The following is a 24,865-nucleotide window of genomic DNA, read 5'->3' as shown; positions in this document are numbered from 1 at the left end:
TTCAGAGAGACATCAAGGCCGACGTACACCATGGGGACCTCCCGGCGCTGGGTTCAGGCCCCGATCGTCCTCTTCGCCGCGGAACGCCGCAAACGGCTCAAGAGATCAGGACCGAATACCCCATCTCCTCGGTGAAGCGGCTGCGCCTCATGTTCTGGTCCTCTCATTGGGCCAGAACGAACTTCAAACTGGATTAGCCAGGAGGGGCAACGTCATGACGGCTACCCCAATTTGGCAGAGAGCGAAGTCAAGAAGCTCGTACCGGAAGCGTAACGCGAAGGTCTGTTGCCATCCGCATTTGATGCGCCTCCTGTCTTGCGGTGTGCCGGTCGGCGTCTAGGCCAGATTCACCGGTGCCATAAAGGCGCTGTAGAAATCGGCCCGCATGTCCGCCGGTGGACTTGGTCGAGGGTTAGGGAAAGTGTCAGCTTACCGGGGCAGGGGCCACCCCGCCGAGCTTTTAAGACCCATCCAAGCAAAGGAAGTGACCGCGCGCTTTGGATCTCGAAAGCGACGCCATATCGGTACCTAGACGAGCGAGCGACGTAATATGATGCTCAAGACGGCAGAGGACCTTGCGGCGTTTGTAGCCGAGCTGATGCGAGAGTCAGACAGGGGGCTAGCTCTCGTTAGTGCAGCTCTCATAGACGAAAAGCTCTCTGAGACATTGGCCGCCTTTTTTTGTGAAGGGTATAAATCCACCAAGCTGTTGAGTGACGGAAACGCACCGCTTGGAACCTTTTCCGCGCGAATTCAACTTTGCCGCGCCCTCGGCCTAATCGATGCGTTTGAACACTCTGAGATTGAGCTCGTGCGGAAAGTTCGCAATGAGTTCGCTCACGCCCGACATGGCTTGTCATTTGAAGACGCGCGGATTCAAGGGCTGTGTGCGACCTTCGCCTCTGACTTACCAGATGGATACTCAGGGGGGGATCCGCGGTTTAGGTTTACGAACGCGACTGTTGCCCTAGCTTTGCGTCTTTATCACCGACCCGATTGGGTTGCTCTGGAACGACGTGTCCCGAAAGAATGGGTCTCTCAGGATGCAATACGATGGCGCTCGATAGGATCCGATCCTCCTCCCGAGGGGCAACCCGTCATGGCAATCGGGCGGATTCACCCATCACAAAGTTTGGTACAGGAATCTTGATTTCTGCAAATGTAGCGTATCGAAAAGATGCGAAGAGCATCTCGCGCGCTCGTCATAAGGGTTTGGTTTGCGGATGTACGCGAATAAAGCGCCAGTGGGGCATGGTCAAATGTCCATGCCCCTTTAAGAAGTTTGCCCAGGCGTAGCGGTAATCACTACGCTACGGAGGTTGGGGCTCGTCCTTTGCGGCTATTCCACTTCGATCGTAATTGCCGTTGCATTCAGTTTGAGAGCCTTTGCCAAATCGGCTTTCAGCTCATTAATGTCGTGATAGTGGTATCCCTGATCAACGAGACTGGTAATCTCCTTGTCCGTCGACATATCAGTTAGCTCTGTAACCTGAAAGGTTCCAGCGGCTCCGGCTCGGGCAGATGTTTCGTAATCGAGGGTGGCTTTTACATGCATATAGTATCTCCTTATGCTAATCACGGCAGATGTGCCGCTTACTTGTATTTATGCTCCAGCTCAGTTCAGAATCGGCAAAAAGGCCTAGTTTTGACTAACTGCGACATTATCTCGCAATAACTAACCCAAGAACACTGCATCCCAAAAAGCGTCGTAGAAACTAGCCCGCATGTCGACGGGCTGGGCCTGGCTAAGCGGCAGGATCAGGACGGGCTTTTTTGCCATGTGCTGGAGAGGAATCCCGTCAAGCTGATCAAGGCGCACCCAGTAGGCCTGGTGACCGCCCTCAGGGTCGAGACACGCGAAATAGATCGTGACGCGGAACATGCGGGCGAAGGCACGCAGCCTGCGGATTTCGTCCAGGTCGAACACTAGGCCCTCGGGGTAGAGGGTCTTTGCCTTCACATCGAACGCCACCATGCCCACGTGGGGGATGCCCACGATGTAGTCCGGGCGCTTGATGTGGCCGCGCAGGGGCACCGGGACGCTGATGGGGGATTGCTCCACATAGATGTGAGGGAGCACGGAAGCGTCCAGCCAGGCGCGGAAGGCGGATTCGGCCGCGGCGCCCTTGGCAGCGTCGGCCGGTCGGATCGGGGAAGGGCGTTGCCGCTTCTTGTTCACGGCAGCTTATGAGAGCACGTAAAAACTAAACCTGACTTAAAATATAAAGCACTCACTCCCCCGTTGAACGGGGCGAGTGAGTGCTAGATTCGCACGCACTTACAATAGCGCGTAGACCATGTCGGTTCTTGATACGTTGTTACACGAACGTATCGCCATCCACATGGGAGACCGATTTAACACGCCCCTTATCAAGCGCATTAAGAAGCGTGGAAGCAAGAAGTCCCGGGGTGCGAGAACCTTGCTCCCAACTCCTAACAGCCTGGACAGATACACATATCTCGTCCGCGAGCTGCTCCTGGGTCAGGGATAGATCATTCCGAATTTTTTTAATCTCGTCACCGCTAAATTTGCGACGACTTCCAGAAGATCTTCCGGACCGGACCGCATCTGCGGCTTCCTTTATGCTCAAGATAAGATCTTTAGACATCACAATCTCCAAACGTAACAGAAAGTACCTTTAACACAAAGGTACATCCGAGAGCTTGATCAGTCAACAGATCGGTATATTTTACCATTTAGTATACATTGACTTACCATATATTTCATCTACACCCCCCGTTTATTCAGAGCTTTCCGCAACAGCGGCGGCCCAAATTGCCTGAATATGTGACTTCAACTCAATCATTTCCCATTCTGATAGAGTAATCTGAGCAACCGGAGGTGACCTTATTATATCAATGAGTATTATTTCATCATCTGCACCAGGTATCTCGTCAGCCGTTGGCAAGACACAGTATATTGCCGTCATGTATGGCAAATTTTTATTGCAGATAGGTTTAAAATTTAGCGCGCGTATCAGATAGCTGTCGCGCACATAGAGCCTACCAATATTTGGATATTCTGAAATAACGACCTCTAGCCTACGAATTTCGTCATAACCTCTTATAAATTTCTTAACTTTACGCTTAACTCTCGGAGATATACAGAAGTTGGCCATGTGATGACCTCGACTCTTAAGCAAGAGGTTTCTTCTTATTCATTTTGTAGAAACTACCACATGTAGCACTTGCGGCGCAAGGCCGGTTTGCGGACGCAAGGCCCTAAGCGGGCACCTTCACGCTTGAGACTCGGGATAAGCGTCCGCAATAGCCTGAACCGCCTCCTGCAGCGGTGCGAGGTGCTTCTGCACGACGTTCCAGATGATCTCCGGCGAGGTCGAATGGTACTCGTGGCGCATGACATTCCCGATTCCGGCGATGGCGGGCCAGTCGATCTGGCTCTGCGTCGCCTTCAGGTCATCGGGAATGCGCCGACTCGCCTCGGAAACCACCTCAAGGGAGCGCTCCACGCCATAGCGCAGGAGTCGGTCGGCCTCGAAGTCCGCGAACGTCTTCGAGGCCGTCACCTGGTCGATCCAGGCGATCTCGTCGAGGATCTCGCGCAGGGCGAACTGGAATTTCCGGGGAGCCATCAGAAAACGCGCAGCGCCGCCTTTTCGATGTCCTGGCGGAGCGCAGGGTGCAGGCTGTCACGGGTGGTCACATCCACCTCGATGCCGAGCCGGTCCTGCAGCAGGTTCTTGATGCTGACCAGGTCGACCAGCGAGAACCCCCGGCCGTGCTCGTATTCAAGGAACAGGTCCAGGTCGCTGTCGGCCCGGGCCTCGTCGCGCGCCGTGGAGCCGAACAGGTAAAGCGCCGTTGCGCCCCGCGCGCGCAGATCGGCGGCGTAGCCCTTCAGTCGCTGCATGGCCTCAACACGGTTCATGGGTGCATTCTACACTAAGCTTATGTGACTGTGAATAAATTCGCTGAGGCTCCTCTCCTGATGCCGGAAGCAGGCACCAGTTTTCAAGACGGCGCGGCGAACGCGCCCCCCCAACAGGCGCCGTAGAGAGCCCCGCCGTCTACGGCCGCCCCGTCCGGGCGGCCGTTGGGATGCTGGCCGGCCGGAGGCCCTAAGCAGCCCATAGCCGGGGGCCTGCGGGGGCGGCAGCGCCCCGCTTGCCCTGCTGGCAGGCTGCAAGCCCTAAGCGGGGCAGGGGAGGGGCTGGGGAGGGAGCCTCTCCCCATGGCCGCAGCCGTGGCAAGGCCAGCACAGGGCAGGCCATGCCCGTCCTGTCACTACCGGCGAACGCGGGTAGTGACAGGACGACCCGCTGCGCGCGCCGCCGGTTAGCCGGGCACAGGATTTGGCGCGGGAGATGGATTGGCCGGGACGCCTCGCCGGTGTCAGGCCCGGCGCGAGGGACGACACCATAAGGGACTGGCGCGGTTCACTGGGAGCCGTGCCGATATCGACACCGAGACATCTCGGCCACACCCGGCAACGGGAACGGCCCGCCCGCTCACCCCGGAAAGGACACCCTGCATGCACCCGCATGAACACCATAGATCGGCCGCGTCATCGACGCCGCCACACCCTCGGAATGCAATCGCACGGCCCCACGGGCACGGCCCGAGGATGCCCAGAGAGGCAACCACAGAGAAGGAGTGAACACGACGGTCTGGCCGTAAATGAAGGGACGGCCCACCCGCCTCCACCAACCGCTTGGAGACTGAAAGAACGGAGAAACGGAGACAACAACAGGGAGTATCCGGCCTTTTGCTTGCACCAGCAAGCGCCACTGCTGCCGCATGCGGCACCGTGGTTGGTCATTAAAACTTACCAATGAAAGAGTCCGCCATGGATGATTTGAGCTTTAGCCTGAAGAACCTCGCCGCCAGCATGGGCGACGGGTCTTTCGGCACCCGGGCGCTGCGGCACCGGGGCTTGCAGGCCATGGCGAAGGAGCTGCGCGAGCTGGGCTACCGCCTGCCCGACGCGCGCAGCCTGAAGGGCAAGCACGTCACCGCCCTGGTGGCGCACTGGAAGGGCAGCGGCATTGCTGACCAGACCGTGCGGAACCGCCTCACCTGGCTGCGCGACTGGGCCATGGCCGTGGGCAAGCCCGGCCTGCTGCCGCGCTCCAACGAGGGTTACGGCCTGGCGGAGCGGGGCCGGTTCTCGAAGAACCGGGCCAAGCCGCTCACGCCGGACGCCCTGGCCCGCGTCCCGGACGAGCGGGTGCGCCTCGCGCTCAAGCTCGAGGCCGCATTCGGCCTGCGCCGGGAGGAGGCCCTCAAGATGCGGCCCGCTGTTGCCGACCAGGGCAACCGGCTGGCCCTGCGGGCGAGCTGGTGCAAGGGGGGCCGCTACCGGGAAATCCCGCTCACCCATCCAAAGCAGCGGGCGCTGCTCGAGGAGGTGAAGGCGGCCGTGGGCGACGGCTCGCTGATTCCGGCAGGGGCCAACTACGTGGCCGCCGTGAAGCGCTACGAGCGCAGCCTGGTCCGGGCGGGCATCGGCAACGCCCACGGCTACCGGCACGCCTATGCGCAATGGCGCTACAAGGTGCTCACCGGCTGGGCCTGCCCGGCGGCCGGCGGTCCCACCTGCGACCGCATGACGGAGGCAGAACAGCGGCGCGACCGCGACGCCCGCATGCAGATATCCCACGAGCTGGGGCACGGTCGCCTGGACGTGACGGATACCTATCTCGGCCGCCGCTGGGCCGCGAACGCGAAGCGGGAGGCGGCGGCATGAAAAAGCCTCTGACCCCCCTGCAGATCCGCGTCAGCAAATTGAAGGAGGTCGCGGCGGACGCCCGCGAGAAGCTGGCCGCCGAGGTGTTCGCGGTCAGCCGCATCGAGGAGGCGATGAGCGCAGAAGCGGTGAAGGGCTACACCACGCTCACGGTCATGCCGCCGCTGCCGCTGGACCTCAGCGGCACCGAGGCAGCCCGCGAGCTGTTGCGCCAGCTCACCGAGGCCGGCGCCCGGTGCGAATGGCAGCCACGCCGGCCGACCGGTCCTGACGGCCCGATCGTGCAGGCCCTCACCATCAGCTGGTGACCCGTTGGGTTTCACCCGTATTTACAACGCTGACGTGTACGTGCACTTTTTAAAAGTCTACACCGCTATGCGGGCCAAACAGGGGGTCGGCTATGAGACGGGCATTTCCAATTATTGCAATGCTTATCATGACATCCAATGCACAGGCGCAAAACAACTGCGCCAAAGCATTAATACAAGATAAGACCAGAATTGATGTTCACGATGTATCAACGTTAGCAGCACTTAGATTACTTCAACAATCTTCTACAAAATCATCCGGCTGGTCAGGATCAATTAATGTACCAATATCTGGCGTTCCAGTCGGAATCGGAGCAAACAGCGCAGAAGATGTGACAAACGACTATTTTTCTAAATCAACGATAAACTGGACCAGAGATAGACTGGAAAGCGTTGCAACTCAAACCTTGTCTCAGAATGCCGCCGATGCATACAAAACATGCATTCGCGGCCAATTACCTCTCTCCATTATCGTATCCGATGCCAAAGATGACGCTCTTACGGTAACTGTTAAATTTATAGTTCCAAGTAACAGCATTAAATCGGCAAACGGCCAAGTAAGCATTAGCGGCGGAAAGCCGTTAGTGGATTTTCCTAAGAAATGGTCGCCCGGCGAATCAAATTCGGCAATTATCAAGAGAGATAAGAATTCTGATTTTCGCATAGTTGCAAATGTTGGTGGGTTTACGGATTCAGCACTTGTTGCCTTCATACCTCCACCACCAGTATTTGCAAAAATCCCGTTAAAAAAGAATCCTCTTTTTGTTGGCCTAACACCGAATGTAAATGAGGGTGAAATAGCCGATCACGTTAATCACAAAAACGCCCTGAACAATCAATATGGATTTACAATTGAGAAGGATGATGATTTCTCCGGCGAAGCTATATTCGTTGGAGAAACTCCGAATTTAAATGCAAGCATAGTAAACACCGGCGCCTCAGGATGGCGTGGAGGCAAGACAAAGCCCATCGGCTATGTCATAAAGCCGGGGCGAAATTCCCCGAGCGACCTCCCGCTTTATGTTGGCGTGGCACCAGCCCGCTGCGTGGGAGCCGTTTCAAATAATGCGGGGCATCAGAAGTGTGAAATGAAGTTATTAGGGTATGCGTTACAACCTCAGTAAGACTACAAATGGCGTGGCTGGTGATCTTTTTTATCGGTCCGGCTCAGATCGCAGCCACGCCTGCACCTCGGGGTCCCGGGACTGCTCCATGACAGGATGCTTCCGCAGCTCGGCCCGGCTGTCCCGGTCCTCGATGCCGCGGGAGCGGACGGCAACGTCCGCGGTCTCCAGCCCGGCGCGGAGCTGCTCGAGTTCCTGGTCGCGCTCGGCTGCCGGCACATGGCCGATTTTGTCGGCACGATCGGCAATCTCCCGATAGGTGTTGAGGCAGCGGCCCAGATCCACCAGCCGGCGCATCTGATCGGACGCCATGATGCCCCGCGCCTCCAGGGCACCGCGTGGCACAATCCCGAAATAGGTCCCCTTGAGGCGACCAACGTCCCCCGGCGCCGACTTCAGGCGCTCAACCTCCTTCGGGTAATAGGGGCTGCCACTGCGCCAGGACCAGTCGACGGCATCATCCGCAAGCCGGCTGCATAGCGCGTCATCCTTGTAAATCCGGTGCAGCGAGCTGACCAGGTCGCGATGCTGCTTGTGGATTTCACTCATCAGAGTGTCCGACCTTTGGCTGGCATAAGACTTGATAGCATCTCTATTTAGATCGGATAACTTGACTTTATCCATAGCAATACCCATGATTTTCACATGACAAATTCGGAATACTTCTTCACGTGCGTCATTTCGATACTGGACACTCTTCTGACGCGGCGCTTCAACCCCTATTTCATCATCCGCGATATAATCGTTGCGCCTTATGCCTTCTGGCTCTTCCACGTCAAAAAGCGCTCTTCCTACTCGATCCCGCACCCGTATGACGCCGCGATCTATCGCTTCTATCCCAAGCTCGCGGAGCAGGATGGACACCCTATTGCGCTCAGGCGCCGTCTCGCCCGCGAAGCCGCTCAAAAGCGCGCTCTGGCTCGTGAGCGCGGTCGCTCTCAAGCTGACTGATCCCCTTCGCGATCTCCTGATCCAGCCAATCGCTGTCGCCGATTTCCGACTGCCAGGGCACCCGGGGCGGGACCGGCTCCCTCGGCCGCGACACCTCTGCCCGCAGGGCCGCGCGGGCTTCCGCGTCCGGCCCCTCGCTGTGTTCCATCGCTGCCAGCATGGCATCCTCGGCGTGGCGGGCTTCCCGGAGGGGGATGGGTGCGCCCTCGGGGTCCGGCACCGCCCGCAGATCGTCTTGAACCGCGAGCGCTTCGCGGACTGACGCCTCGGCGCGCTCCAGCGCGGCGCGGGCGCTGTCCTCGTCTCCTGCCGAGAGCGCCACGGCGGCATCGATCAGGGCCGGATAGACCCGTCCCGCATCCTCCTGCGGCAGCTCCCGCAGGCGGGCAAGCCGCGCCTGCAGGTCCTCCGCTTCTCTCCTCGCATCGGCCATGGTCCCCTGCCCTCCCTCGCCAGGCGCGCGATGCCGCCCATGATGTCCATGATCCTCCCGCGGCAGCTGGCCGGCGGGCTCGTCCGGCGCCAGGCCGACCGACCGTCCGGGCACCGGCGCCAGCACCTCGGCCGGGTCACCCCGGCGGCTGCGCCGCCGCAGGCGTTCGGCCCGGTCCACGCCCCTGTGTTCGGTCGGGGGCCGCTCGATACCCTGGGCCTTCAGGCTGCGATGATCGACCTCGACGCCGGCACCAACCAGCCCCAGCGCCTCGTTGGCGAGCTTCGCCCAGCAGGCGCGCGCCTCGGTCACGAACTGCAAGGCGTCGGCCGACTTGATCTTGTCGCCCAGACCGCCCTCCCCCGCCTTCCGCAGGGTCATCAGGAAATGGACGTGGGGATTGGCGGCGGCCGGATCGTCGTGAATGGCGAGGTCGACCACATGGCCGGCCGACATGTACATGTCGGCGAACCGGCGCACGAGCGCGATGGAATCCGCGCGCGGCAGCTCACGCGGCAGCGCGCATTCGATTTCCTTGGCAAGACGGGAATCCTTGCGTTGCTCGCGGGCCTCGACCGCATTCCACAGCTGCGTGCGCTCGCCCATCCAGGGCGGCGCGCCGGCGGGCCGGCGGATTTCGCTGAACACCACGTGCCGCTTGCCGCCGAACGCGGACTCGCGTTCCTCGAGGTCGTTCCGCAGCACCTCCCCTGCCCTGTAGGCGGCGGCGGCCACCACGGAACGGCCGTCGCCCCGACTGATGTTCTTCACGTGCAGATGAAAAATGGCCATCGGCACCACGCTCCGGGCGGCACGGAGGGGTCCAGGGGTCCCCCTGGCGCACACGACGGAACCGACGAAGGGCTTACCAGACCCCGGTTCCGGCGCACGTTGCCCCTCCCTATCGTAACCAGTATACATCTTGGGCAACGTGTAAGTGCGCTGTTGCACACCTGTTTTTATACATCTTTTTCGTGTGTTTATCTCAGCTGCTTGATCACCCTCGGGGGATGGGGATTGGGGGATGGGGAACAAATTTGACCCCTTCGGCGGGTTGCCCACGTCTCAAGGCCTCCGTTCCGGGATGGCGCTTGGCAATGCCCTCGGCGGGATTTTCCGGGCCATCCTCGAGCGCTCGAACCGCGCGGCGAAGGAAGCGGAGGCGCGCGAGCATAACGAGGCGCTGCTGGCCAGCCCTCCGCCTGTTCACGGCTCCGCCGGCTGGCCCCACCCGGAGGAGGTCCTCGCGGCGGGGTTCGGTTCGCGCAACTTCACCGGCCTGCCGAGCGGACGGGGCCTGCGGCTCGGGTCCCTGCTGGGCGCCCCTGATCTGACCTCGCCGCCGGCGGCCCTGCTGGACTGGGAGGGCGAGGGGCACATCCTCACCGTCGCGCCGACCCGCTCGGGCAAGGCCACCACCCTCATCGTGCCCAACCTCCTCAGCTACCGGGGCAGCGCCATCGTGCTGGACCCCAAGGGCGAGCTGTTCGAGCTGACCTCCCGCTGGCGGCAGAGCCTGGGACCGGTCTACCGGATCGCACTCTTTGACCGCCAGGACCGGCACGAGGCCGGCTATCCGCGCGACCGCTTCAATCCCCTCGCCGGCGTCCGCTCCGTGGGCGACGCGCGGGCGCTGGCCTCCCTGCTGCTGCCGCCCGACGCCAAGGCGCAGGCCTTTTTCAACAAGGACGCGGTGTCATTCCTCACCGCCGCGATCCTCTACCTGCTCGATGTGGCGCCGACGAAGAGCCAGACCATTTCCGAGCTGCGGCGCATGACCAGCCTGCCGCTGCAGGCATTCAAGGCGATGCTGCGCAGGATGCAGGACAGCCCCATCGCCGAGGTCCGCAACGGCGCCAACGTAGTGACCTTCAAGTCGGCCGACCGGGGCCTGCCGAACCTCATCGATACGCTGAACGCCGACCTGTCGCTGTGGACCGACCCCGATGTGGCGTATGCGGTTTCGGGGACGGACGAGGAGGTCGACCTCAACTTCGAGAGCCTCAAGGACAAGACCGCCACGGTCTATGTCACGGTGCCGTTCGACAAGCTGCGGCCGTTCGCCCCGTTCACCAAGGTCCTGCTCCGTACCGCGCTGGACGCCATGGTGCAGAACCCGCGCACGCCCGAGATCCCGGTGCTGTTTGTACTCGACGAGTTCCTGGCGCTCGATGACGCCAGCGACGTGGTGGACGCGATCCGCACCCATGCGGGCTCAGGCGTGCGCCTCTGGTTCATCCTCCAGGACATCGGCGCGCTCAAGAACATCTACGGCGACGGCGGCGAGGCGGTGTTCAACACCGCCCTCAAGATATGGTTCGGCACCAACGACCATGTCACCGCGGAGAGGCTGTCGAAGGAGCTGGGCACCGCGACCGTGGGCCAGGAAAAGCTGTCGTTCACGTTCAACAGCTCGGTGTCGCGCGGCGACCCTTTCCAGTTTCCGACGCAAACCCACGGCACCTCCACGCAGCGCCATGTGGACCTCCACGGCCGGCCGCTGCTGATGCCGGATGAAATCCGCAAGCGCATGGCCCTGGTGGCCGGCGACGGAACCCGCCTCGCCATCACCCAGCTGGGGCCGTTCGTCGGCGCTCCCGTGCGGCTGATGCCCTTTTTCCGAACGCCATGGTGCCTCGAGCGCGTGGGCTGCACCGTCCAGGTGGTGGCCTCCTCGGACGTTGCCCGGCGCAGCAAGGCCTGACCATGCCCCTCCCCCGCTTCCTCGCGCCGCTAGGGCGCGTCATCGGCATTTACCCGCGCCGAGAATATGTCGACCCTTTCCGGCAGGTCGCACTGTTCATCATTTTCTATGCGGCCCTGCCAAGTCTAACGTTTGCCTCTATCAGATATCTTCACCGGGGCGTTTTCCAATTCTATGTTGATACAACACTATTTCCACAATCAATTTCGATAATATCGTCACTTTCATCATTTGTGTATCGCCTGCAAAGCCCGTTCATCGGGCAGCTTGGCACCATATGCTCTGTACTGGTCTGGGTTATATTTTTGGGGCAGTACATCGCTCTGGCACGACTTGTTTTCGTCGTCCCGCACCTCCTTACCCAAAGCCGGCCAGCTCCGCTCGACTTCCCTCCCGAAGACGACGGCGACCGCGGGGTCCGGCTCGTCAATCGCGGCTACAGCCGCTCCCTCTTCGGCATCACCCTCTATCTGCTGGTCGGTGCCGTGATCGGCGCCGGCGTCGGCTTCGTCTTTTTTCTCACCGCGCCCATTGCAGGCGGCGTGCTCCTCGCACCGTTCACCGGCGGCCTCAGCCTTGGATTATCGGCGGCCAGCCTGGCCGCGGTTGGCCAGGCCGGGACCTTCTATATTTTCGGCGCGGCCTTGGTACTGGTGAGCGGGTTTGTCGGTGGGCTCAGGAGTATGTCAGCGTCGCCGGAGCAGGCTGTCCGCACCTGGAACATCACCCTGCACCGACCCGACGATCCGTTGGGCCAGGACCTCACCTTCCTGCTGGAACGGGCCGGGGTGCAGTCGCGGCCGGAGATCGGCCTCATCACCACCCCGGGCATCATCAACGCTTTCGCCATCGGCTCCGGGGATACAAGCTCGGTCATTGCCATCAGCCAGGGGCTCATGGATCGGCTCACACCGGCGGAGCGGCGGGCCGTGCTGGGCCACGAGCTGGGGCACGTTATCAGCCGCGACGTGCGGCGCATGACATTCGCGCGCGCGTTTCAGGACGGGCTGACCTGGTTCCTGGTCTTCAACCGGGTGAAGCTGTTCGCGCGCGGCGTGTTCACCTCCTTCTCGGAAATCTGCATCCAGGGGATGTCGCGCAACCGGGAGTACTGGGCCGACGCCATGGGGGCGGCGCTCACCAGCCCCGACGCCATGATCGGCGCGCTGCTCAAGCTGCGAGGCCTTAACACGTACACCAAAGCGGAACGGCGCAACGCACGCATGATGTTCCGTGCCAGCGCCTTCGGCCTGTTCGCCAGCCATCCGCCCATTGAACGGCGGATCGCCGCGCTCCGGGCACAGACCTACATCCGGCGGCTCAACCTGGTGTCGAACCTCGCCGGACCTGTCGAGACCCCGGCCATTCCGCCGATCCCCGGCATGGTGAGCGACCTTGGACTCGAAGCGGCCGTCGCCGAGGCCCTGCGGGCACCGGCGGTGCATCCCAGAACGGCTCCCCGTCAGGCCGGTGTGCTCGATGCCGCCCTCGCCGGCGTCGGCACCGCCTGGATCAGGGCCGCCCCCGTGGTGGCCGACGCGCCCCGCGCCCTCCAGGCAGGCGGGCGGGCGGCTGCCGCCATTGTCCGCTCAGGCTGGCTCGCCTTCGCCGCCCTCGTGGCCGTGCTCCTCCTCGGGGCATGGTTTGTGTGGCCAGGCGGCGGATGGATTTCCGCGACCGTTGCCGAGGCCGTGGGGTCCTTCACCGGCCTTGGCGCGCGTGAAGCGGCCGTGGCCGAGCGGGAACGGGATGCCACCTCCCGCGAGGCTGCACAGCGGCGGATGCAGGATGTGCTGGACACCCGGGTGCGATCCCTCAACGCCCGGGAGACAAGCGTCGCCAACCGGGAAAGCGTGGTTGCCTCGCGTGAGACGGCGCAAAAGCAGGCTCAGGACACACTGGACGCCCGCAGCGCCAGCGTCGCGGTCCGGGAGGCCGCTGCAGCGCAGAAGGAAGCCAGCCTGAACCAGCGCGAGCTGGCGATATCGCGCCGGGAGGGGACGCCGCAAGGCGGAGGATACATTCAGCCCGCCCCGCCTCCGGCTCTCCAACCGTTGCCCCAGTCGCCTCCTGCTGCGGCCCCGGAAGCGGCTCCCGTCATGCCTCCGGCCGCTGCAGCGACGTTCGCCGTGGTGGTGATGGGCGGGCGCGGCGACTTCTTCAAGGCGCGGGGAGCGCAACCGGCCGAGGCCCGCAACGCGGCAATGGCGGCCTGCCAGGCCCGGGAGCCGGGCTGCCGCCCCATCGTCTCGCTGGTGCCCGGCCAGTTCGAATGCTTCGTGGTGACTGTCAATACGCTGAACAGAAAACGGGCCTATGGGGTCGGTCGCACCCTGTACGAGGCCGGAAAGACCTCGGTGAGTACCTGCCAGCGGCTGAACCTGCCGTTTTCGAACTGCGTCGTGGACCGGGAGGAGAACTTCTGCCTGCGCTGAACGCACCCCGGCGGGGGCCGTCTACCCCCGCTCCCCCGAGGATATTTGGACAGGAATGGGTCCCTTCCGGTAGCATTTGGGCACGGTACAGCCGGGGACGGCGATGACCGTCAGGAACGGGAGCCGCTCCGGGCAGCCCTGACCCCCGGAGCGGTTTCCTCTAGCGATACCGCGCCGACGCGACGCGCTCGCTGGCGGCACGGTGGTGCCGGAAGTCCAGCTCGATCCCGAGGAAGGGCCGTCCACATCGCGTGGCAGCGACCAGGGTGGACCCTGAACCGCAGAAGGGGTCGAGAACCAGCCCGCCGGGCGGACACAGCGCCTCGATGATGGGCTGAAGCACCGTCACCGGCTTTTCCGTGGGGTGCCGGCGGTTGCCGGTATAGACCCACTCGCGCACATCGCTGATCGTCGTCTCGGTCAGGGCGGGGTCGCCCTTGGCAAGGAGATAGGCCTGCTCGTGCTGGTGCCGCAGGAAGCGTCGTGAGGAGGCGTATCCCTTGGCGAACACCAGGTGCCCGACCGGCCGGAACCCCGCCGCGCGCCAGGCGGCCATGAAGGCGTCCACGCGGTGCCAGCCGTAGAAGCTCACGCAGAGGCTGTCGGGCTTGAGCAGCCGGTGCATCTCCGCGAAGGCGGGATGGAGCCAGCGGGCGTTGTCGTCGTTGCGGACGCGGCGGCCGGCACGGTCCCTGTAGCGGCAGAGATACGGCGGATCGGTCAGGATGAAATCCACACTGGCGGACGGCATGCGGCGCATCAGGCGGACACAGTCGCCGTGACGCACGGTACCCCCGAGGGGGTGGAGGGGGGCGTTCAACGCCCCGCCTCCCGATGGGATTGTTCCTTGCGCCGGCGGATGACCAGGCGTCCGTCGACGGGCATGCAGCTCAGCTGGACGTTGAAGCCGTCGCTGTCCTGGTGGGACCAAGCAGCGCCAACCCGGGTCCAGAAGGCCTGCTCCCCCTCCCCTTCGACCACGTAGACCTCGTGGGTGGGGCGGCTCGGTTGAGTGCGTTTCATGATGGGTTCTCCCTTTTGGTTTCGCCGGCCACGTCCATCGCGGCCGGTCGGGAGGTCCAAGGCGGCAGGCAGCTGAACCCCTGCAGGGTGTGTCCGGCGGTCACCGGCAACGCGGGAGCAGTAGCGAACGGAGCGGGCAGCCGATTGAGCCGCCGGCAGGGCATGACGCATCTCCCGATCGTGCTGGCCGCGGGAGTGGCCGTATGCCAAGGGGAACCGGCACGCAGGAACCGGGCCTCGACACGGAAGATATCTGGGAGAGCGGAGTGGGGATTAGAGGGGGTTTCGGATGCCTGGTGGCGCCACTTCACGACCAGATGGCAAAACAGGCTTTAATCCGCACCTGCTGGCTCTGGATGCCGTTGCGAATCGCTTAGGCGATGCAGGCGTAGCTGAGACGAACAAGAGTCAACGGGTTGGTGAACAAAATCTTAAAACCCGAATCGAAAATTCAAAAACCCTCTATCAGAAATATAAGTATCTATAGGGAAGAGTCTATAAGAACCTATCAGTATATCTATAAGAGAAGCCAAAAACACGTTGATAGTCAGGTGTTTGGCTATCAAGTGCGCACCCAAGTCTGCGTAGGGGCGCACCCGAGTCTGCGTGGAAGCGCACCTGACTCTGCGTGATTCCCGGCCGAAGCGCACCCGAGTCTGCGTGACGGCGCACCCAAGTCTGCGTGCAACCTTTGTAAGGCACTGTTCCCTATGGGGAAAGTTATCAACAGGCGCACCCAAGTCTGCGTGCCTCGATCCAGGGCGAAAGCCGATGCCGGCAGGCGCACCCGAGTCTGCGTGACGGCGTCGATAGCCTTGAATTCGTGAGGAAAATTGACCCGAAAAGCGCACCCGAGTCTGCGTCCGTAAGTCTCTGGCGCATGGGCGTTTTCCGATTCGCCTATTTGCGGGCTGGAAGGACCCGCTTGGCGGGGACCAGGAGTACGTCACCGTCGCCGGGATGGAGGAGGATGCCGTTATCGGTCAGACGGGTGCGCAGCTTGGGGAACACCTCCTCAATGGCCTTCCAGTCATCGGAGAATGACTGGCGGAACTTGCGGTCCCGGCTCTGGATGTCGCGACCGAACTGGGTTTTCAGGGTGGCCCAGCTGATGGGGACGGGCTTCTCGAGCTGGTTCAGGCGGGCGAACAGCCACAGCACCATGTCGATCTGCTTGGCGGAATGGGCGAAGGCCCGCATGGTCCGCATGTCGACCGGAAGGGCGTGGACCTTGAGGGTGCGGAAGAACTTCTCGTCCATGATGAGACGGGTGTTCCAGAGCATTTTCTGGTCGGGGTCGGTCGGCAGCCACACGTCGAACGCCTCGATGGGTTGCGTGCTGATGGTGGTGGTGGTGTCGCCCTTCCACAGGCCGATCTGCATGCGCGACGCCGCCAGGCGGTGCAGCTGCTCCTTGAACTGGGAGATGGTGCCGCGGGCGCCGCCCGTGACCTCGAACCCCAGCTCGCGGATGAACGCGCTCATGCTGTCGGCGATTTCGATCTCGTTGGTGTTCTGCCGCAGGGCCATGGTGCAGATGTGGAGCATCAGCAGGCGGGCCTTGGGGCCATAGGGCAGTCCCTGCTTGATCATCCGCCCGCTCGCCGGATCCTTCAGGTAGCCGGCTTGCACCACCAGCGAGCTGCGCCCGTACTCGCTGAGGTACTCCCCCTGCCCTTCCGCGGGCTTCTTGTACGGCAGGCCGCAGGTGGCGAGAACGCTGTGCACGAAATAGCGGTTCTCGTCGCTGAACGGCTCGGCCAGGCTGTCGCGCACCAGCTCGCGCCGGCGGGCAATCGGTTTTAGCTTCGCCAGGTAGGCGGCTTTCTGGTCGCGCCGGGCTTGCTCGTCAATGGCGGCACGGATGCTGTGCTCGCCGATGCGGTCGCCGGGCTTGATGCCCTCGACGCGCTTCAGCAGGTCCGGGTCGCGGATCTGGTCCAGGTTCAGCCGTGGCTGGCTGGGCTGGATTTGCCCGCTGTCCCGCATGCGTTGTTTGGTGCCCAGATAGCGCAGCACGTCCGCAAACTCCGGGGTGCCGCGCGCCTGCTCCATCTCGGCGCGCAGGTCCGGGTCGCGGATGTCGGTTTCCGAAGGGGCGGGAGGCGGCTTCATCTGGGGCGCAATTCCTTAAAATCGTAAAATCGTAATCACGCTTTCGGGAACTCGCGCTCGAGCAGCTCGCGGATGACGTCGGCCATCTTGGCGCCGCGCTGGGCGCACTGGGACTTGATGCGCTTGTGCAGCTCCTCGGTGACGTCGATGGTGAACCGCTTCATGGGCTCCGGCGTGTGGGGCAGCGGCACCACCACGCTCGGCGCGGGAGCGACCACCTCTTCGACCGAACCGCGGGATTTGACCCAGTCATCCGCGCCCAGGACGGAGGGCTTGGGCGGGATAGCGGAGAAGGCGACCTGCTTTTTCACGCGACTTTCCTTTCCTTGTGGCTGGCGAGAAGGCGAGCCAGGGTTCCGATCTCGCGGGCGGCCTCGCTGCGCGGGTCGGCCTCCATGACCGACAGGCCCTGCCCCGCGCTCTCGGCATAGATGACGCGCTGGGCGACGCTGGCGCTCAGCGCCGGCACGTCCTCGAATTCCGCCAGAGCCTCCACGACCGCGTTACCAAGTGCAGTATTTACGATTTTACGATTAATCACAAATGCGGCTTGCAGAGATTCCTTGAACTGCCGGGCTTCCCGGATCAGCTGCACCGTCTCGGCGGCGGCCCACACATCATAGGGGGACGGCTGGACGGGGATCAGGACGAAGTCGCTGGCCATGATGGCGGCCCGGCCAAGCTCGCTCACGCGGGGCGCACCGTCGATGAAGACGAACTCATAGTCCCGGGCGATCTCCGGCAGGTCCTTGTGCAGGGTGGGCTTGGGCATGCCCACGACCGGGAAGAGCGGGTCGCCCCGGCGGGCGGACGACCAGGCCAGGGCGCTGCCCTGCGGATCGGCATCCACCAGCAATGTACGATGGCCCGCCAGGGCCATGGCCGCGGCGAGGTTGGTGGAGATGGTGGTTTTGCCAGCTCCGCCTTTCTGGTTGAGCACGCCATAGATCATGAAGCGTCGCCTTTCTGGATTTGCGGATATCTGGATTTACGATTTCACGATTTTCAGCTGAAAGCCAGCCACGCACCATGCAGGTGCGAGATTCTACGGCATATTTTTTACAATTCTGTATCAACGATTTTACATAAAATCGTAAAATCGTATTTTTATCGGCAGCGGCTGGCTTTGCATGCCTGCCATAGCGAGCGGCAGAGAAGGGCAGGGCCGCTCGATTGAGCGGCTGCACAGGAGATGGGAATTAACCCCAAGGGCGCCGCATTGCGCCGGCAAAGCGTGGGCCAAGCGCCAGCGGTCAGCTTAGCATTGGCGCGTGGTACGGAGACATCGCGCGTGGGCAGCTGTGCCGGTAGGTATCGGCGGAGAGTGCCCCTCGGCTGGCAAGCATTCCCCGCATGTGACAGGGATATCCCATGATACCTGACCTTCCCGACGGCCTTTATCCTTTCATCGACCAGCGGCTGCCTCTATCTAGCCTGGTAATGATCGAGATGCCGCCCGAACTTGAACGCCTGCTGCGTAGCGAGGCCGCAAAAGGCGGTGTAGCCATCTTGCGGGGAACCCCTGTGGAGCTGCGGTGCTCGTCGGCCGAGTACCCGGACGCGACCTTTCTGGTGTACTGGCCTATGGACGACGCCCGCCTGCATATGCTCGCGCCCCGCGAGTTTGCCAGGGGACGCGCTTAGGCCTGCTGCCGTTCCTCGGCCAGACCGACAAAATCACTCAGCGACATGAGCCATGCCCGCTGGCTCTCGCGGTAGGTGTCGTGCAGCCGGGCAGGGAGGACAAGCCGGAGACCTGCCTCCTGCATCTGGGCGGTTTGATTCTCGGAGATGGCCGGCTGAAGGGTCAGCAGGTGCTTCTGCGGGATACGCGCAGCTTCGGTGAGGACCTGCCGCCAGCGGTCCTTCAGGGTGGACTTCGAGGCAAGCATGGTGAGCCGCGGTGCGGGAAAAAGAGGGTCCAGATATTCGGCCTGTCCCGGAAACAGGAAGTCCGGCCGGTGATGGTTTTCCGTCTCTGCGCCCCGCGAAAAGCGGATACCTCGGGCCCCGAACAGCGCTTCGAGGTGGTTTTCCAAGGACTGGCCGGCCCGCGACTTGCGGCGGTTCTGCACGCTGAGGGAGAAGGCTAGGAAGCCCTCCACATCGGCGGCGTCACCCGCCGCCATGAACCCGCTGCGCAGCCGGTCAGCCACGATGTGGCGCTCGAGGCGCCGGAACAGCAGGTCCTCGCGCTCGATCCACGCCATCAGGACGGCATCAGGATCATCATGGGGCGAGACGCCGGCAAGGGAGTCGCGGGCAAGAGCCGAGAACACGCGGGTGTTCGGAAAGGCCATGCCGAACCGGGCAATGAGGCCATCCAGCAGATCGGCCTCGGGTTCCTCCGGCTCGATGCCAAGCTCGTCGAGGATGTAGCGGGCAGCAAAGTCCACTCCTGCGTCATGGTCGGGAGTAATCTCGCGGGCGGTGAATTCGAACCCCGGCTGCGCATCGAGGCCGAACAGCCACAGCAGCTGGTTCTGGATGGTGCTGCCGGCAGGCGTGACAATCACCATCACGCTGCCGTCGCTGCGCAGGGCGAGGAAGAACGAGTCGCCGGCGCCCATGAGCGCGGTCACCTCGTTGGCCGGATAATAGAGCCGGTACTCGGTCCGCGTCGGATGGTTGCGGCGGGCATCGTACCAGCTCACCGTGCTGTCGGCGGTGATGCCTTCCTGCTCCTCGCCGAGCCATATGAAGCGGGCGGGAATGTTCTTGCGGTCGTCGTCGCCGAACAGGCCGCGCAGGGCCCTCGAGCCGTTGAACTCGTGCTGGTTGGACGCGGCCGGGGAGGTCTCCACGACGGAGAGCCGCTTGACAGCTACCCCCTCGAAATAATCGGACAGCATGCCCCGCGCCATCATCCGCGCCCCCTTATTTCAAGGTGTGGGGCAGGGGAGCGCAGCCACTCGGCGCAGCGGGCGAACACCTCCCCAGCGACAAGGGCGGTCCTGCCCTTCAGGGCGCATTCCCAGACAATGCCTATCCTCCATCCCATCCCCGCAAGAGAGGCCTCCGCGCCGGCATCACGGACCCGGTTGCCGGCAATCTTGTCCTGCCAGAAGTCGGAGCGTGTGGCCGGCAGCCGGAACAGGTGACAGTCGTGGCCATGCCAGAAACAGCCGTGGGCGAACAGCACAGCCTGCCGCCCCGGGAAGACCATGTCGGGCCTGCCAGGCAGCGACCGGACGTGAAGGCGGTAGCGGAAACCCATGGAGTGCAGGGCATGGCGGAGCGCCAGCTCGGGCTTGGTGTCCCGGCCGCGGATGCCTGCCATCATCCGGCTGCGGACCTCGGGGGTGACCGTGTCAGCCATGGCGCCGGAGCAGTCCCGTATCCGTCCCGGACCCGCCGCTGCGGGCCAAGGCCTCGTCGATCCACGGCTGCATGGCTCTGGCCACGAACTCCACGACGGGGACCACCACGGCATTGCCGAACTGCCGGTAGGCCTGGGTGTCCGACACCTCGATGCGCCAGGGACGCCCGGGGCGGTCGAAGCCCATCAGCCTGGCGCACTCCAGGGGAGTGAGCCGGCGCGGCCGGCGGCTGGGCTGGTCCACCAGCACCTCGGATCCGTCCTTGTAGTATCGGGCGGAAAGGGTCCGGGTCACATCGCCCGGGCCGAACAGGCTGTAGCCGAACCCGTTGCCGGCCGCCCGGTGCTTGTCCTTGTAGTTCTGGAGATAGGCCCAGAGCTTCTCGGTCAGGGTGTATTTGGGATCGACCTCGTCGTGCGGCTCCAGGATGGTGCCGAGCTTCGGCCCGGTGCCGGGCAATGGCACATCGAGGGCAGAGAGGTCGAAGCCGGTCGGCTCGCGGAAGCCCACAATGAAGATGCGCTCGCGCTTCTGCGGCACCCATGGCTCGGAGCTGATGACACGGTGCTGGACATGGTAGCCCAGCTCGTTGGTGAGCACGTTGATGATGGTGCGGAAGGTTCGTCCCTGGTCGTGGCTCTCGAGGTTCTTGACGTTTTCGAGGACGAAGGCCGCCGGCCGGTGATGGGCGATGATCTGGGCGGTGTCGAAAAACAGGGTTCCCTGGGTGTCACACAGGAAGCCGTGGGGCCGCCCCAAGGCGTTTTTCTTGGACACGCCGGCAATGGAGAAGGGCTGGCAGGGGAAACCGGCCAGCAGCAGGTCGTGCGGCGGAATGCGGTCCGGGTCCCGGGAGTAATCGCGGATGTCGCCGGCTATGGGATGGTTGTCCGGGAAATTGAGGGCATAGGTCTTCTGGCTGTTGGGGTCCCACTCCGAGGTGAATACGCAGCGCCCGCCGATGCTCTCGAACCCGAGGCGCAGCCCGCCGATTCCGGCGAACAGGTCAATGAAGGCAAAGCCGGCGGACGGCTTCACATCGGCCACCCGTTGCCGTGCAGCTTCCTTCAGGGTGCGGATTGAGAGCCGGTTCGGCTGGCTGGTGCCGTTCTCGTAGCGGTAGACAGTGCGCGGGGTCACGGCCAGCAGGCTCGCGGCCTGTTCGAGGGTGAGGCCGGCCTGCTCCCTCAGCCTGGTGAAATCGTTCCGTTCGCCGCGCATCAGTACCCCGAATCATTGCTGTGTCATTTTTTGACAAGCTGACACTGCCTGGAGTCGCGGTCAATTACTCGTTCTCTTTATGTTCTATAATTGGGCAGCGATCTTCGCACCCCAGAACGCTTCATGAGTCCGAGACGAATCGGTTTATGCAGGGCAGGCACCTTGCCGGAGTTGCGCAATGCTGTGTCTGCACCCGCACTGCCCCATGTCGGCGGGCGGCTCGAGTTGGTCGGAAGTTCTGGACCGCCCTCGATTCAGACTGAAAAGCCCTGCGCTGAAGGCTATTGCCGCCGATCTTGATGCGCGGTTCAGCGAGCCTCCCTCGAATCCGGCGCGGCCCAGGCCAGCGCCTCTGGCGTCAGTGGCTGTGTTGAAGGGGCTCCTTGAATGTTGTCCGTGCCTGTTCAATCAGGTGGAGGTGGCCCCGACATCCAGAGCTATCGTCCATTTCTGCGAGATAGCACTTGGCGCGAGAATAACGGATCAGAACGTCACTGCCGCGTTCGCGGTCCAGCACCCGAAGAGCCCGGGATGGAGATATCCGCCGGCCACAGCCTTCCGTGGCTCAGGCGGTACGGTGATGGAGCTGCTCTGCAGCGAGGTGCTCACTTCCGGCGGTATTCCCACCATGCCACACGACACGGCTAGGTGGCCGGTATGGAACATGCCCGGGCATATCCTTCTGAATGAAGGTAAGATGGGTGATCTCAAGGCTTTGGGTGATATACTGGTGCCCTGCGCGCCAACAAACCTGATCATATCAGTCAAATCGGAGAAGGCAAAGGAACGCCTTCTGTATTCCGCAAATTCAATCGAGGGCATAGGGTTCGGGTTTTTCGACGAGCCAAGCGAATTCTGGACCGCGAGACGGATGCAGCTCTACAAACGCATGGGGTTTTCGGCCATTTATATGCCGGATTCGACGTTGGCTCTCTTGAACGAAAAGCTTGAGGATCAGAACAGGAGCCAGTATGCGGTCAACATCAATGGAACTGCTCTCTACAGGCCGCTGACGCAATTCACCGCTGACATGCTGCGGGTAGTCGGGAAGTCAGCTTTCGACCTGTAGCGCTGCCGAAAGACTCAGCCCTTGGGTCGCAGCCTCGAGATGGTGGAGCGGCTGACATTGAAGGTGCGCGCCAAGTCAGCTAGCTGGGCGCCGTCCGCCAGACGCTCGCGGACTTCCTGCTTTTGCTGGGGGCTCAAGGACGAGCGCCGGCCCATCACCTGACCGCGTTCCTTGGCCCGCGAGCGGCCCTCGGCGGTTCGCGTGCGGATCAGGTCGCGCTCTACATCCGCCAGCCCCCCGAGCACGGCAAGCATCAGGCGACCGGTGCTGGTGGCAGTATCTGCCCACGGCTCGGCCAGGGACCGGAATTGAGCCTTGGCGTCCACGATGCGCCGGACGATGCCGAACAGGTCGAAAGTCGAGCGCGCCAAGCGGTCAATCCGGGTCACGACCACCTGGTCTCCCTCCTGGAGGCCAGCGAGGAGTCGGCTCAGTTCCCGGCGGTCGGCACGGGCACCGCTGGCCTTTTCCTTGAAGATGCGGCTGCATCCGGCCGCCGTAAGCTGTTCCAGCTGCGCATCAAGCGTCTGTCCGACCGTCGAGACACGCGCATATCCCACCAATGTGGCGCCAGCTGAGGAGGCGTTGTGGGCAGCGCGGGGAGGCATGGATCGGCTCAAACTTTCGTACCTATATTATGCAAATATAACCCATTGGCGAACATAGGCCAAGGGAATTTGCATAATTCGTGATTTCTGCAACTTGCCCCATCTGGGAAGCAATTTCCGGGAGACCCTGCTTGCGTGTTTCCAGTGCCAGGATCTGGCGCAGATTGCGGAGAGGGCTAGCTAGCGACCTCCGCCTCTTTTGGTTGCACCGCAAAAATCAACCCCAAGAAATTTTATCTGTGCATAGGCCCCATCCGCTTTCCTTTGCGGGGATCCCCAATGCTACGCTCGGAGATGGGAGAGGCCGCATGATAGAGGAACTTCGCAAAAAAATTGAAGCTGAGCTTCACCGCATGGAAGAAGACTGTACACATTCTGGAAAGGCGCATTTTAACGCCGCCAGCAGATGGGAGAGATGGAATTATATATTCGGTATCCCATCAGTAATACTTAGTACGGCCGCCGGTGCTACCTTCTTTAAGGACTACCCGGTTCTAGCCGGATCGATGGCATTGTCCGTCGCTGTTCTTACATCTCTGATGACATTTCTTAAGCCTGGTGAAAAGGCGGCGGGGCATAAAAGCTCGGGTGACCATGACGTTGCCCCCAACTTCTATCCAGCGGTGAGTTCGTTCTGGCGGTTGGATTTGCCTTCTCGGGCGTGTGGAGCGGCGGGGGCAGACGCGGAGCCGTTCATGTTGCGGAGCGTCTGATCCCGCCGCGGGTGGAACGTTGAGGCGAAGGCGCTTGGCGTCTGCCATCCGAGCTTTGAGTGCGGCCGGGCGGTGTTGTAGTCGAGCTGCCACCGGCCGAGAGCGGCTCTGGCCTGAGACAGGCTGGAGAACAGCGTCTCGTTCAACAACTCGTCCCGCAGGCGGCCGTTGAAGCTCTCGATGAAGCCATTCTGCATCGGCTTGCCGGGCGCGATGTAGTGCCACTCGACCCGGGCCGCGTCGGTCCAGGCCAGAATGGCATTGGAGGTGAACTCGCTGCCATTGTCGCTGACGATCATCTTGGGCCGGCCGCGCTCTGCCAGAAGCCTGTCGAGTTCGCGAGCGACCCTGACCCCGGACAGCGACGTGTCCGCCACCAGCGCCAGGCACTCGCGAGTGCAGTCGTCCACGATGGCCAGCATCCGGAAGCGCCGGCCATCGGTCATCTGGTCGGCGACGAAGTCGAGCGACCAGCGCTCGTTCGGTCGCAGCGGGATCATCATCGGCGCCCGTGTGCCGATCGCCCGCTTGCGACCGCCCCGCCGGCGGACCATCAGCCGTTCCTCACGGTAGAGCCGGAACAGGCGCTTGTGGTTGACCCGGAAGCCCTCCCGCCTGAGCAGGACGTGGAGACGGCGATAGCCGAACCGCCGCCGTTCCTGGGCGATTGCCTTCATCCGCTCACGCAGCGAGGCGTCATTCCCGCGCGTGGCTTCGTATCTCATGGTCATGCGGCAGAAGCCGGTGGCTTTACACGCCCGCCGTTCGCTCATCCCATGGGCTTCCATGAGGTGGGCGACAGCCCTGCGCTCGGCAGCGGACGTCACCACTTCTTTCCCAGGAGATCCTTCAGCGCGACGTTGTCCAGCATGGCGTCGGCGAGCATGCGCTTGAGCTTGGCGTTCTCGTCCTCGAGCGCCCGCAGCCGCTTGGCCTCCGACACGTCCATCCCGCCGAAACGGGCCTTCCACTTGTAGATGCTGGCATCGCTGACCCCGTGCTTGCGACACAGGTCCGAGACCGGCACCCCGGCCTCGTGCTCCTTCAGGATCCCGATGATCTGCTTCTGTATTCGGTCCGGTGTCGTCAACCCCGATGATGGCACGTCGCGGGTTCTTTGCTTCTGTCCGTGGT

Annotated in this window: 27 protein-coding genes; 9 read left to right on the top strand and 18 right to left on the bottom strand. The window is 62.6% G+C overall.

Annotated elements, in window-relative coordinates:
* The coding region (locus tag ABLE93_RS25515; RefSeq protein WP_348842494.1) for a hypothetical protein at window positions 1-197 on the top strand (197 nt) is incomplete at its 5' end.
* 1,142 nt (window positions 198-1,339) lie between these two features.
* Here ABLE93_RS25515 and ABLE93_RS25510 read toward each other — a convergent pair.
* The 6 genes from ABLE93_RS25510 to ABLE93_RS25490 form a co-directional block, all read right to left on the bottom strand.
* The gene (locus tag ABLE93_RS25510; protein WP_348842493.1) at window positions 1,340-1,555 is read right to left on the bottom strand and encodes a hypothetical protein; all 216 of its coding nucleotides are present in this window, start codon (window positions 1,553-1,555) and stop codon (window positions 1,340-1,342) included.
* A 120-nt stretch (window positions 1,556-1,675) separates the two neighbouring features.
* Window positions 1,676-2,179 (bottom strand): hypothetical protein, encoded by a 504-nt coding sequence (locus ABLE93_RS25505; protein WP_348842492.1) that lies wholly within the window; start codon window positions 2,177-2,179, stop codon window positions 1,676-1,678.
* Between the two features lie 139 nt (window positions 2,180-2,318).
* Window positions 2,319-2,609, bottom strand: coding sequence for a helix-turn-helix domain-containing protein (locus ABLE93_RS27125; protein WP_510183089.1), 291 nt, complete (start codon window positions 2,607-2,609; stop codon window positions 2,319-2,321).
* Window positions 2,610-2,741: 132 nt separating this feature from the next.
* Window positions 2,742-3,119: a hypothetical protein gene (locus ABLE93_RS25500; protein ID WP_348842491.1), complete on the bottom strand. Its 378-nt coding sequence runs from the start codon at window positions 3,117-3,119 to the stop codon at window positions 2,742-2,744.
* Between the two features lie 117 nt (window positions 3,120-3,236).
* Window positions 3,237-3,593, bottom strand: a complete 357-nt coding sequence (locus ABLE93_RS25495) for a HepT-like ribonuclease domain-containing protein (RefSeq protein ID WP_348842490.1) — start codon at window positions 3,591-3,593, stop codon at window positions 3,237-3,239.
* Window positions 3,593-3,889: a nucleotidyltransferase family protein gene (locus ABLE93_RS25490; RefSeq protein ID WP_348842489.1), complete on the bottom strand. Its 297-nt coding sequence runs from the start codon at window positions 3,887-3,889 to the stop codon at window positions 3,593-3,595. Before ABLE93_RS25490 ends, ABLE93_RS25495 begins: the two co-directional genes overlap by 1 nt.
* 918 nt (window positions 3,890-4,807) lie before the next feature.
* Between ABLE93_RS25490 and ABLE93_RS25485 the strand changes: the two genes are divergently transcribed.
* The 3 genes from ABLE93_RS25485 (at window position 4,808) to ABLE93_RS25475 (ending at window position 7,139) form a co-directional block, all read left to right on the top strand.
* Entirely contained in the window at window positions 4,808-5,707 is a 900-nt protein-coding gene (locus tag ABLE93_RS25485; protein ID WP_348842488.1) for a phage integrase N-terminal domain-containing protein, read from the top strand.
* Window positions 5,704-6,015, top strand: coding sequence for a hypothetical protein (locus tag ABLE93_RS25480; protein ID WP_348842487.1), 312 nt, complete (start codon window positions 5,704-5,706; stop codon window positions 6,013-6,015). The genes ABLE93_RS25485 and ABLE93_RS25480 overlap by 4 nt, the downstream gene beginning before the upstream one ends.
* Before the next feature lie 92 nt (window positions 6,016-6,107).
* Complete coding sequence (locus ABLE93_RS25475) at window positions 6,108-7,139, top strand: hypothetical protein (protein WP_348842486.1); 1,032 nt, start codon at window positions 6,108-6,110, stop codon at window positions 7,137-7,139.
* A gap of 30 nt (window positions 7,140-7,169) precedes the next feature.
* On the opposite strand, the gene ABLE93_RS25470 is transcribed toward ABLE93_RS25475, so the two are convergent.
* Complete coding sequence (locus ABLE93_RS25470; RefSeq protein ID WP_348842485.1) at window positions 7,170-8,003, bottom strand: hypothetical protein; 834 nt, start codon at window positions 8,001-8,003, stop codon at window positions 7,170-7,172.
* 10 nt (window positions 8,004-8,013) lie between these two features.
* Window positions 8,014-9,315 carry a MobA/MobL family protein gene (locus ABLE93_RS25465; RefSeq protein WP_348842484.1) on the bottom strand — a complete coding sequence of 434 codons (1,302 nt, stop codon included), beginning with the start codon at window positions 9,313-9,315 and terminating at the stop codon, window positions 8,014-8,016.
* 292 nt (window positions 9,316-9,607) lie between these two features.
* On the opposite strand from ABLE93_RS25465, the gene ABLE93_RS25460 reads away from it, so the two are divergent.
* The gene (locus tag ABLE93_RS25460; protein WP_348842483.1) at window positions 9,608-11,227 is read left to right on the top strand and encodes a type IV secretory system conjugative DNA transfer family protein; all 1,620 of its coding nucleotides are present in this window, start codon (window positions 9,608-9,610) and stop codon (window positions 11,225-11,227) included.
* Window positions 11,228-11,229: 2 nt separating this feature from the next.
* Window positions 11,230-13,662: a M48 family metalloprotease gene (locus ABLE93_RS25455; protein WP_348842482.1), complete on the top strand. Its 2,433-nt coding sequence runs from the start codon at window positions 11,230-11,232 to the stop codon at window positions 13,660-13,662.
* 160 nt (window positions 13,663-13,822) lie between these two features.
* On the opposite strand, the gene ABLE93_RS25450 is transcribed toward ABLE93_RS25455, so the two are convergent.
* From ABLE93_RS25450 to parA, 5 genes are all read right to left on the bottom strand, one after another.
* The gene (locus tag ABLE93_RS25450; protein WP_348842481.1) at window positions 13,823-14,482 is read right to left on the bottom strand and encodes a DNA methyltransferase; all 660 of its coding nucleotides are present in this window, start codon (window positions 14,480-14,482) and stop codon (window positions 13,823-13,825) included.
* A complete protein-coding gene (locus ABLE93_RS25445) occupies window positions 14,479-14,685 on the bottom strand; it encodes a hypothetical protein (protein ID WP_348842480.1) in 207 nt (68 codons plus the stop codon). Before ABLE93_RS25445 ends, ABLE93_RS25450 begins: the two co-directional genes overlap by 4 nt.
* Before the next feature lie 900 nt (window positions 14,686-15,585).
* Window positions 15,586-16,800: a replication protein RepA gene (locus ABLE93_RS25440; RefSeq protein WP_348842479.1), complete on the bottom strand. Its 1,215-nt coding sequence runs from the start codon at window positions 16,798-16,800 to the stop codon at window positions 15,586-15,588.
* Between the two features lie 35 nt (window positions 16,801-16,835).
* Window positions 16,836-17,111, bottom strand: coding sequence for a plasmid partition protein ParG (locus ABLE93_RS25435; RefSeq protein WP_348842478.1), 276 nt, complete (start codon window positions 17,109-17,111; stop codon window positions 16,836-16,838).
* Complete coding sequence (parA, locus tag ABLE93_RS25430; RefSeq protein ID WP_348842477.1) at window positions 17,108-17,752, bottom strand: ParA family partition ATPase; 645 nt, start codon at window positions 17,750-17,752, stop codon at window positions 17,108-17,110. The genes ABLE93_RS25435 and parA overlap by 4 nt, the downstream gene beginning before the upstream one ends.
* 419 nt (window positions 17,753-18,171) lie before the next feature.
* Here parA and ABLE93_RS25425 point away from each other — a divergent pair, with 419 nt between their 5' ends.
* Window positions 18,172-18,444 (top strand): hypothetical protein, encoded by a 273-nt coding sequence (locus tag ABLE93_RS25425; protein WP_348842476.1) that lies wholly within the window; start codon window positions 18,172-18,174, stop codon window positions 18,442-18,444.
* Here the strand turns inward: ABLE93_RS25425 and ABLE93_RS25420 are convergent.
* From ABLE93_RS25420 to dcm, 3 genes are read right to left on the bottom strand one after another with little or no spacing between them, the layout of a single operon-like run.
* Window positions 18,441-19,667: a type II restriction endonuclease gene (locus ABLE93_RS25420; protein WP_348842475.1), complete on the bottom strand. Its 1,227-nt coding sequence runs from the start codon at window positions 19,665-19,667 to the stop codon at window positions 18,441-18,443. The two genes, ABLE93_RS25425 and ABLE93_RS25420, sit on opposite strands and share 4 nt — an antisense overlap.
* Window positions 19,664-20,119, bottom strand: coding sequence for a very short patch repair endonuclease (locus tag ABLE93_RS25415; protein WP_348842474.1), 456 nt, complete (start codon window positions 20,117-20,119; stop codon window positions 19,664-19,666). Before ABLE93_RS25415 ends, ABLE93_RS25420 begins: the two co-directional genes overlap by 4 nt.
* The gene (gene dcm, locus ABLE93_RS25410; RefSeq protein WP_348842473.1) at window positions 20,112-21,341 is read right to left on the bottom strand and encodes a DNA (cytosine-5-)-methyltransferase; all 1,230 of its coding nucleotides are present in this window, start codon (window positions 21,339-21,341) and stop codon (window positions 20,112-20,114) included. Before dcm ends, ABLE93_RS25415 begins: the two co-directional genes overlap by 8 nt.
* 205 nt (window positions 21,342-21,546) lie before the next feature.
* On the opposite strand from dcm, the gene ABLE93_RS25405 reads away from it, so the two are divergent.
* A complete protein-coding gene (locus tag ABLE93_RS25405) occupies window positions 21,547-22,410 on the top strand; it encodes a hypothetical protein (protein ID WP_348842472.1) in 864 nt (287 codons plus the stop codon).
* 14 nt (window positions 22,411-22,424) lie between these two features.
* Here the strand turns inward: ABLE93_RS25405 and ABLE93_RS25400 are convergent, their stop codons facing one another.
* On the bottom strand, window positions 22,425-23,018 hold the full coding sequence (locus ABLE93_RS25400; protein ID WP_348842471.1) for a recombinase family protein: 594 nt from the start codon (window positions 23,016-23,018) through the stop codon (window positions 22,425-22,427).
* 308 nt (window positions 23,019-23,326) lie between these two features.
* Here ABLE93_RS25400 and ABLE93_RS27120 point away from each other — a divergent pair, with 308 nt between their 5' ends.
* Entirely contained in the window at window positions 23,327-23,731 is a 405-nt protein-coding gene (locus tag ABLE93_RS27120; RefSeq protein ID WP_510183088.1) for an SLATT domain-containing protein, read from the top strand.
* Here ABLE93_RS27120 and ABLE93_RS25395 read toward each other — a convergent pair.
* Window positions 23,632-24,821 (bottom strand): IS3 family transposase gene (locus tag ABLE93_RS25395; RefSeq protein ID WP_348842495.1). Its coding sequence is split into 2 segments (ribosomal slippage): window positions 23,632-24,572 and window positions 24,572-24,821, totalling 1,191 coding nucleotides; the frame shifts between segments, so codons are not numbered across the junction. The two genes, ABLE93_RS27120 and ABLE93_RS25395, sit on opposite strands and share 100 nt — an antisense overlap.
* Window positions 24,822-24,865 lie beyond the last annotated feature (44 nt).

Origin of the sequence: Xanthobacter pollutisoli, assembly GCF_040044995.1 — a bacterium.
GTDB lineage: Bacteria > Pseudomonadota > Alphaproteobacteria > Rhizobiales > Xanthobacteraceae > Xanthobacter.
This window is presented reverse-complemented; position numbering and strand designations above follow the sequence as displayed.

Excerpts from the sequence above, each read along its gene's own strand:
- ABLE93_RS25475 (WP_348842486.1), top strand. The coding sequence starts at position 6,108 with ATGAGACGGGCATTTCCAATTATTGCAATGCTTATCATGACATCCAAT.
- ABLE93_RS25500 (WP_348842491.1), bottom strand. The coding sequence starts at position 3,119 with ATGGCCAACTTCTGTATATCTCCGAGAGTTAAGCGTAAAGTTAAGAAA.
- ABLE93_RS25480 (WP_348842487.1), top strand. The coding sequence starts at position 5,704 with ATGAAAAAGCCTCTGACCCCCCTGCAGATCCGCGTCAGCAAATTGAAG.
- ABLE93_RS25490 (WP_348842489.1), bottom strand. The coding sequence starts at position 3,889 with ATGAACCGTGTTGAGGCCATGCAGCGACTGAAGGGCTACGCCGCCGAT.
- ABLE93_RS27125 (WP_510183089.1), bottom strand. The coding sequence starts at position 2,609 with ATGTCTAAAGATCTTATCTTGAGCATAAAGGAAGCCGCAGATGCGGTC.
- ABLE93_RS25455 (WP_348842482.1), top strand. The coding sequence starts at position 11,230 with ATGCCCCTCCCCCGCTTCCTCGCGCCGCTAGGGCGCGTCATCGGCATT.
- ABLE93_RS25495 (WP_348842490.1), bottom strand. The coding sequence starts at position 3,593 with ATGGCTCCCCGGAAATTCCAGTTCGCCCTGCGCGAGATCCTCGACGAG.
- ABLE93_RS25415 (WP_348842474.1), bottom strand. The coding sequence starts at position 20,119 with ATGGCTGACACGGTCACCCCCGAGGTCCGCAGCCGGATGATGGCAGGC.
- ABLE93_RS27120 (WP_510183088.1), top strand. The coding sequence starts at position 23,327 with ATGATAGAGGAACTTCGCAAAAAAATTGAAGCTGAGCTTCACCGCATG.
- parA (WP_348842477.1), bottom strand. The coding sequence starts at position 17,752 with ATGATCTATGGCGTGCTCAACCAGAAAGGCGGAGCTGGCAAAACCACC.
- ABLE93_RS25420 (WP_348842475.1), bottom strand. The coding sequence starts at position 19,667 with ATGATGGCGCGGGGCATGCTGTCCGATTATTTCGAGGGGGTAGCTGTC.
- ABLE93_RS25400 (WP_348842471.1), bottom strand. The coding sequence starts at position 23,018 with ATGCCTCCCCGCGCTGCCCACAACGCCTCCTCAGCTGGCGCCACATTG.
- ABLE93_RS25465 (WP_348842484.1), bottom strand. The coding sequence starts at position 9,315 with ATGGCCATTTTTCATCTGCACGTGAAGAACATCAGTCGGGGCGACGGC.
- ABLE93_RS25425 (WP_348842476.1), top strand. The coding sequence starts at position 18,172 with ATGATACCTGACCTTCCCGACGGCCTTTATCCTTTCATCGACCAGCGG.
- ABLE93_RS25485 (WP_348842488.1), top strand. The coding sequence starts at position 4,808 with ATGGATGATTTGAGCTTTAGCCTGAAGAACCTCGCCGCCAGCATGGGC.
- dcm (WP_348842473.1), bottom strand. The coding sequence starts at position 21,341 with ATGCGCGGCGAACGGAACGATTTCACCAGGCTGAGGGAGCAGGCCGGC.
- ABLE93_RS25460 (WP_348842483.1), top strand. The coding sequence starts at position 9,608 with ATGGCGCTTGGCAATGCCCTCGGCGGGATTTTCCGGGCCATCCTCGAG.
- ABLE93_RS25440 (WP_348842479.1), bottom strand. The coding sequence starts at position 16,800 with ATGAAGCCGCCTCCCGCCCCTTCGGAAACCGACATCCGCGACCCGGAC.
- ABLE93_RS25405 (WP_348842472.1), top strand. The coding sequence starts at position 21,547 with ATGTCGGCGGGCGGCTCGAGTTGGTCGGAAGTTCTGGACCGCCCTCGA.
- ABLE93_RS25445 (WP_348842480.1), bottom strand. The coding sequence starts at position 14,685 with ATGAAACGCACTCAACCGAGCCGCCCCACCCACGAGGTCTACGTGGTC.
- ABLE93_RS25510 (WP_348842493.1), bottom strand. The coding sequence starts at position 1,555 with ATGCATGTAAAAGCCACCCTCGATTACGAAACATCTGCCCGAGCCGGA.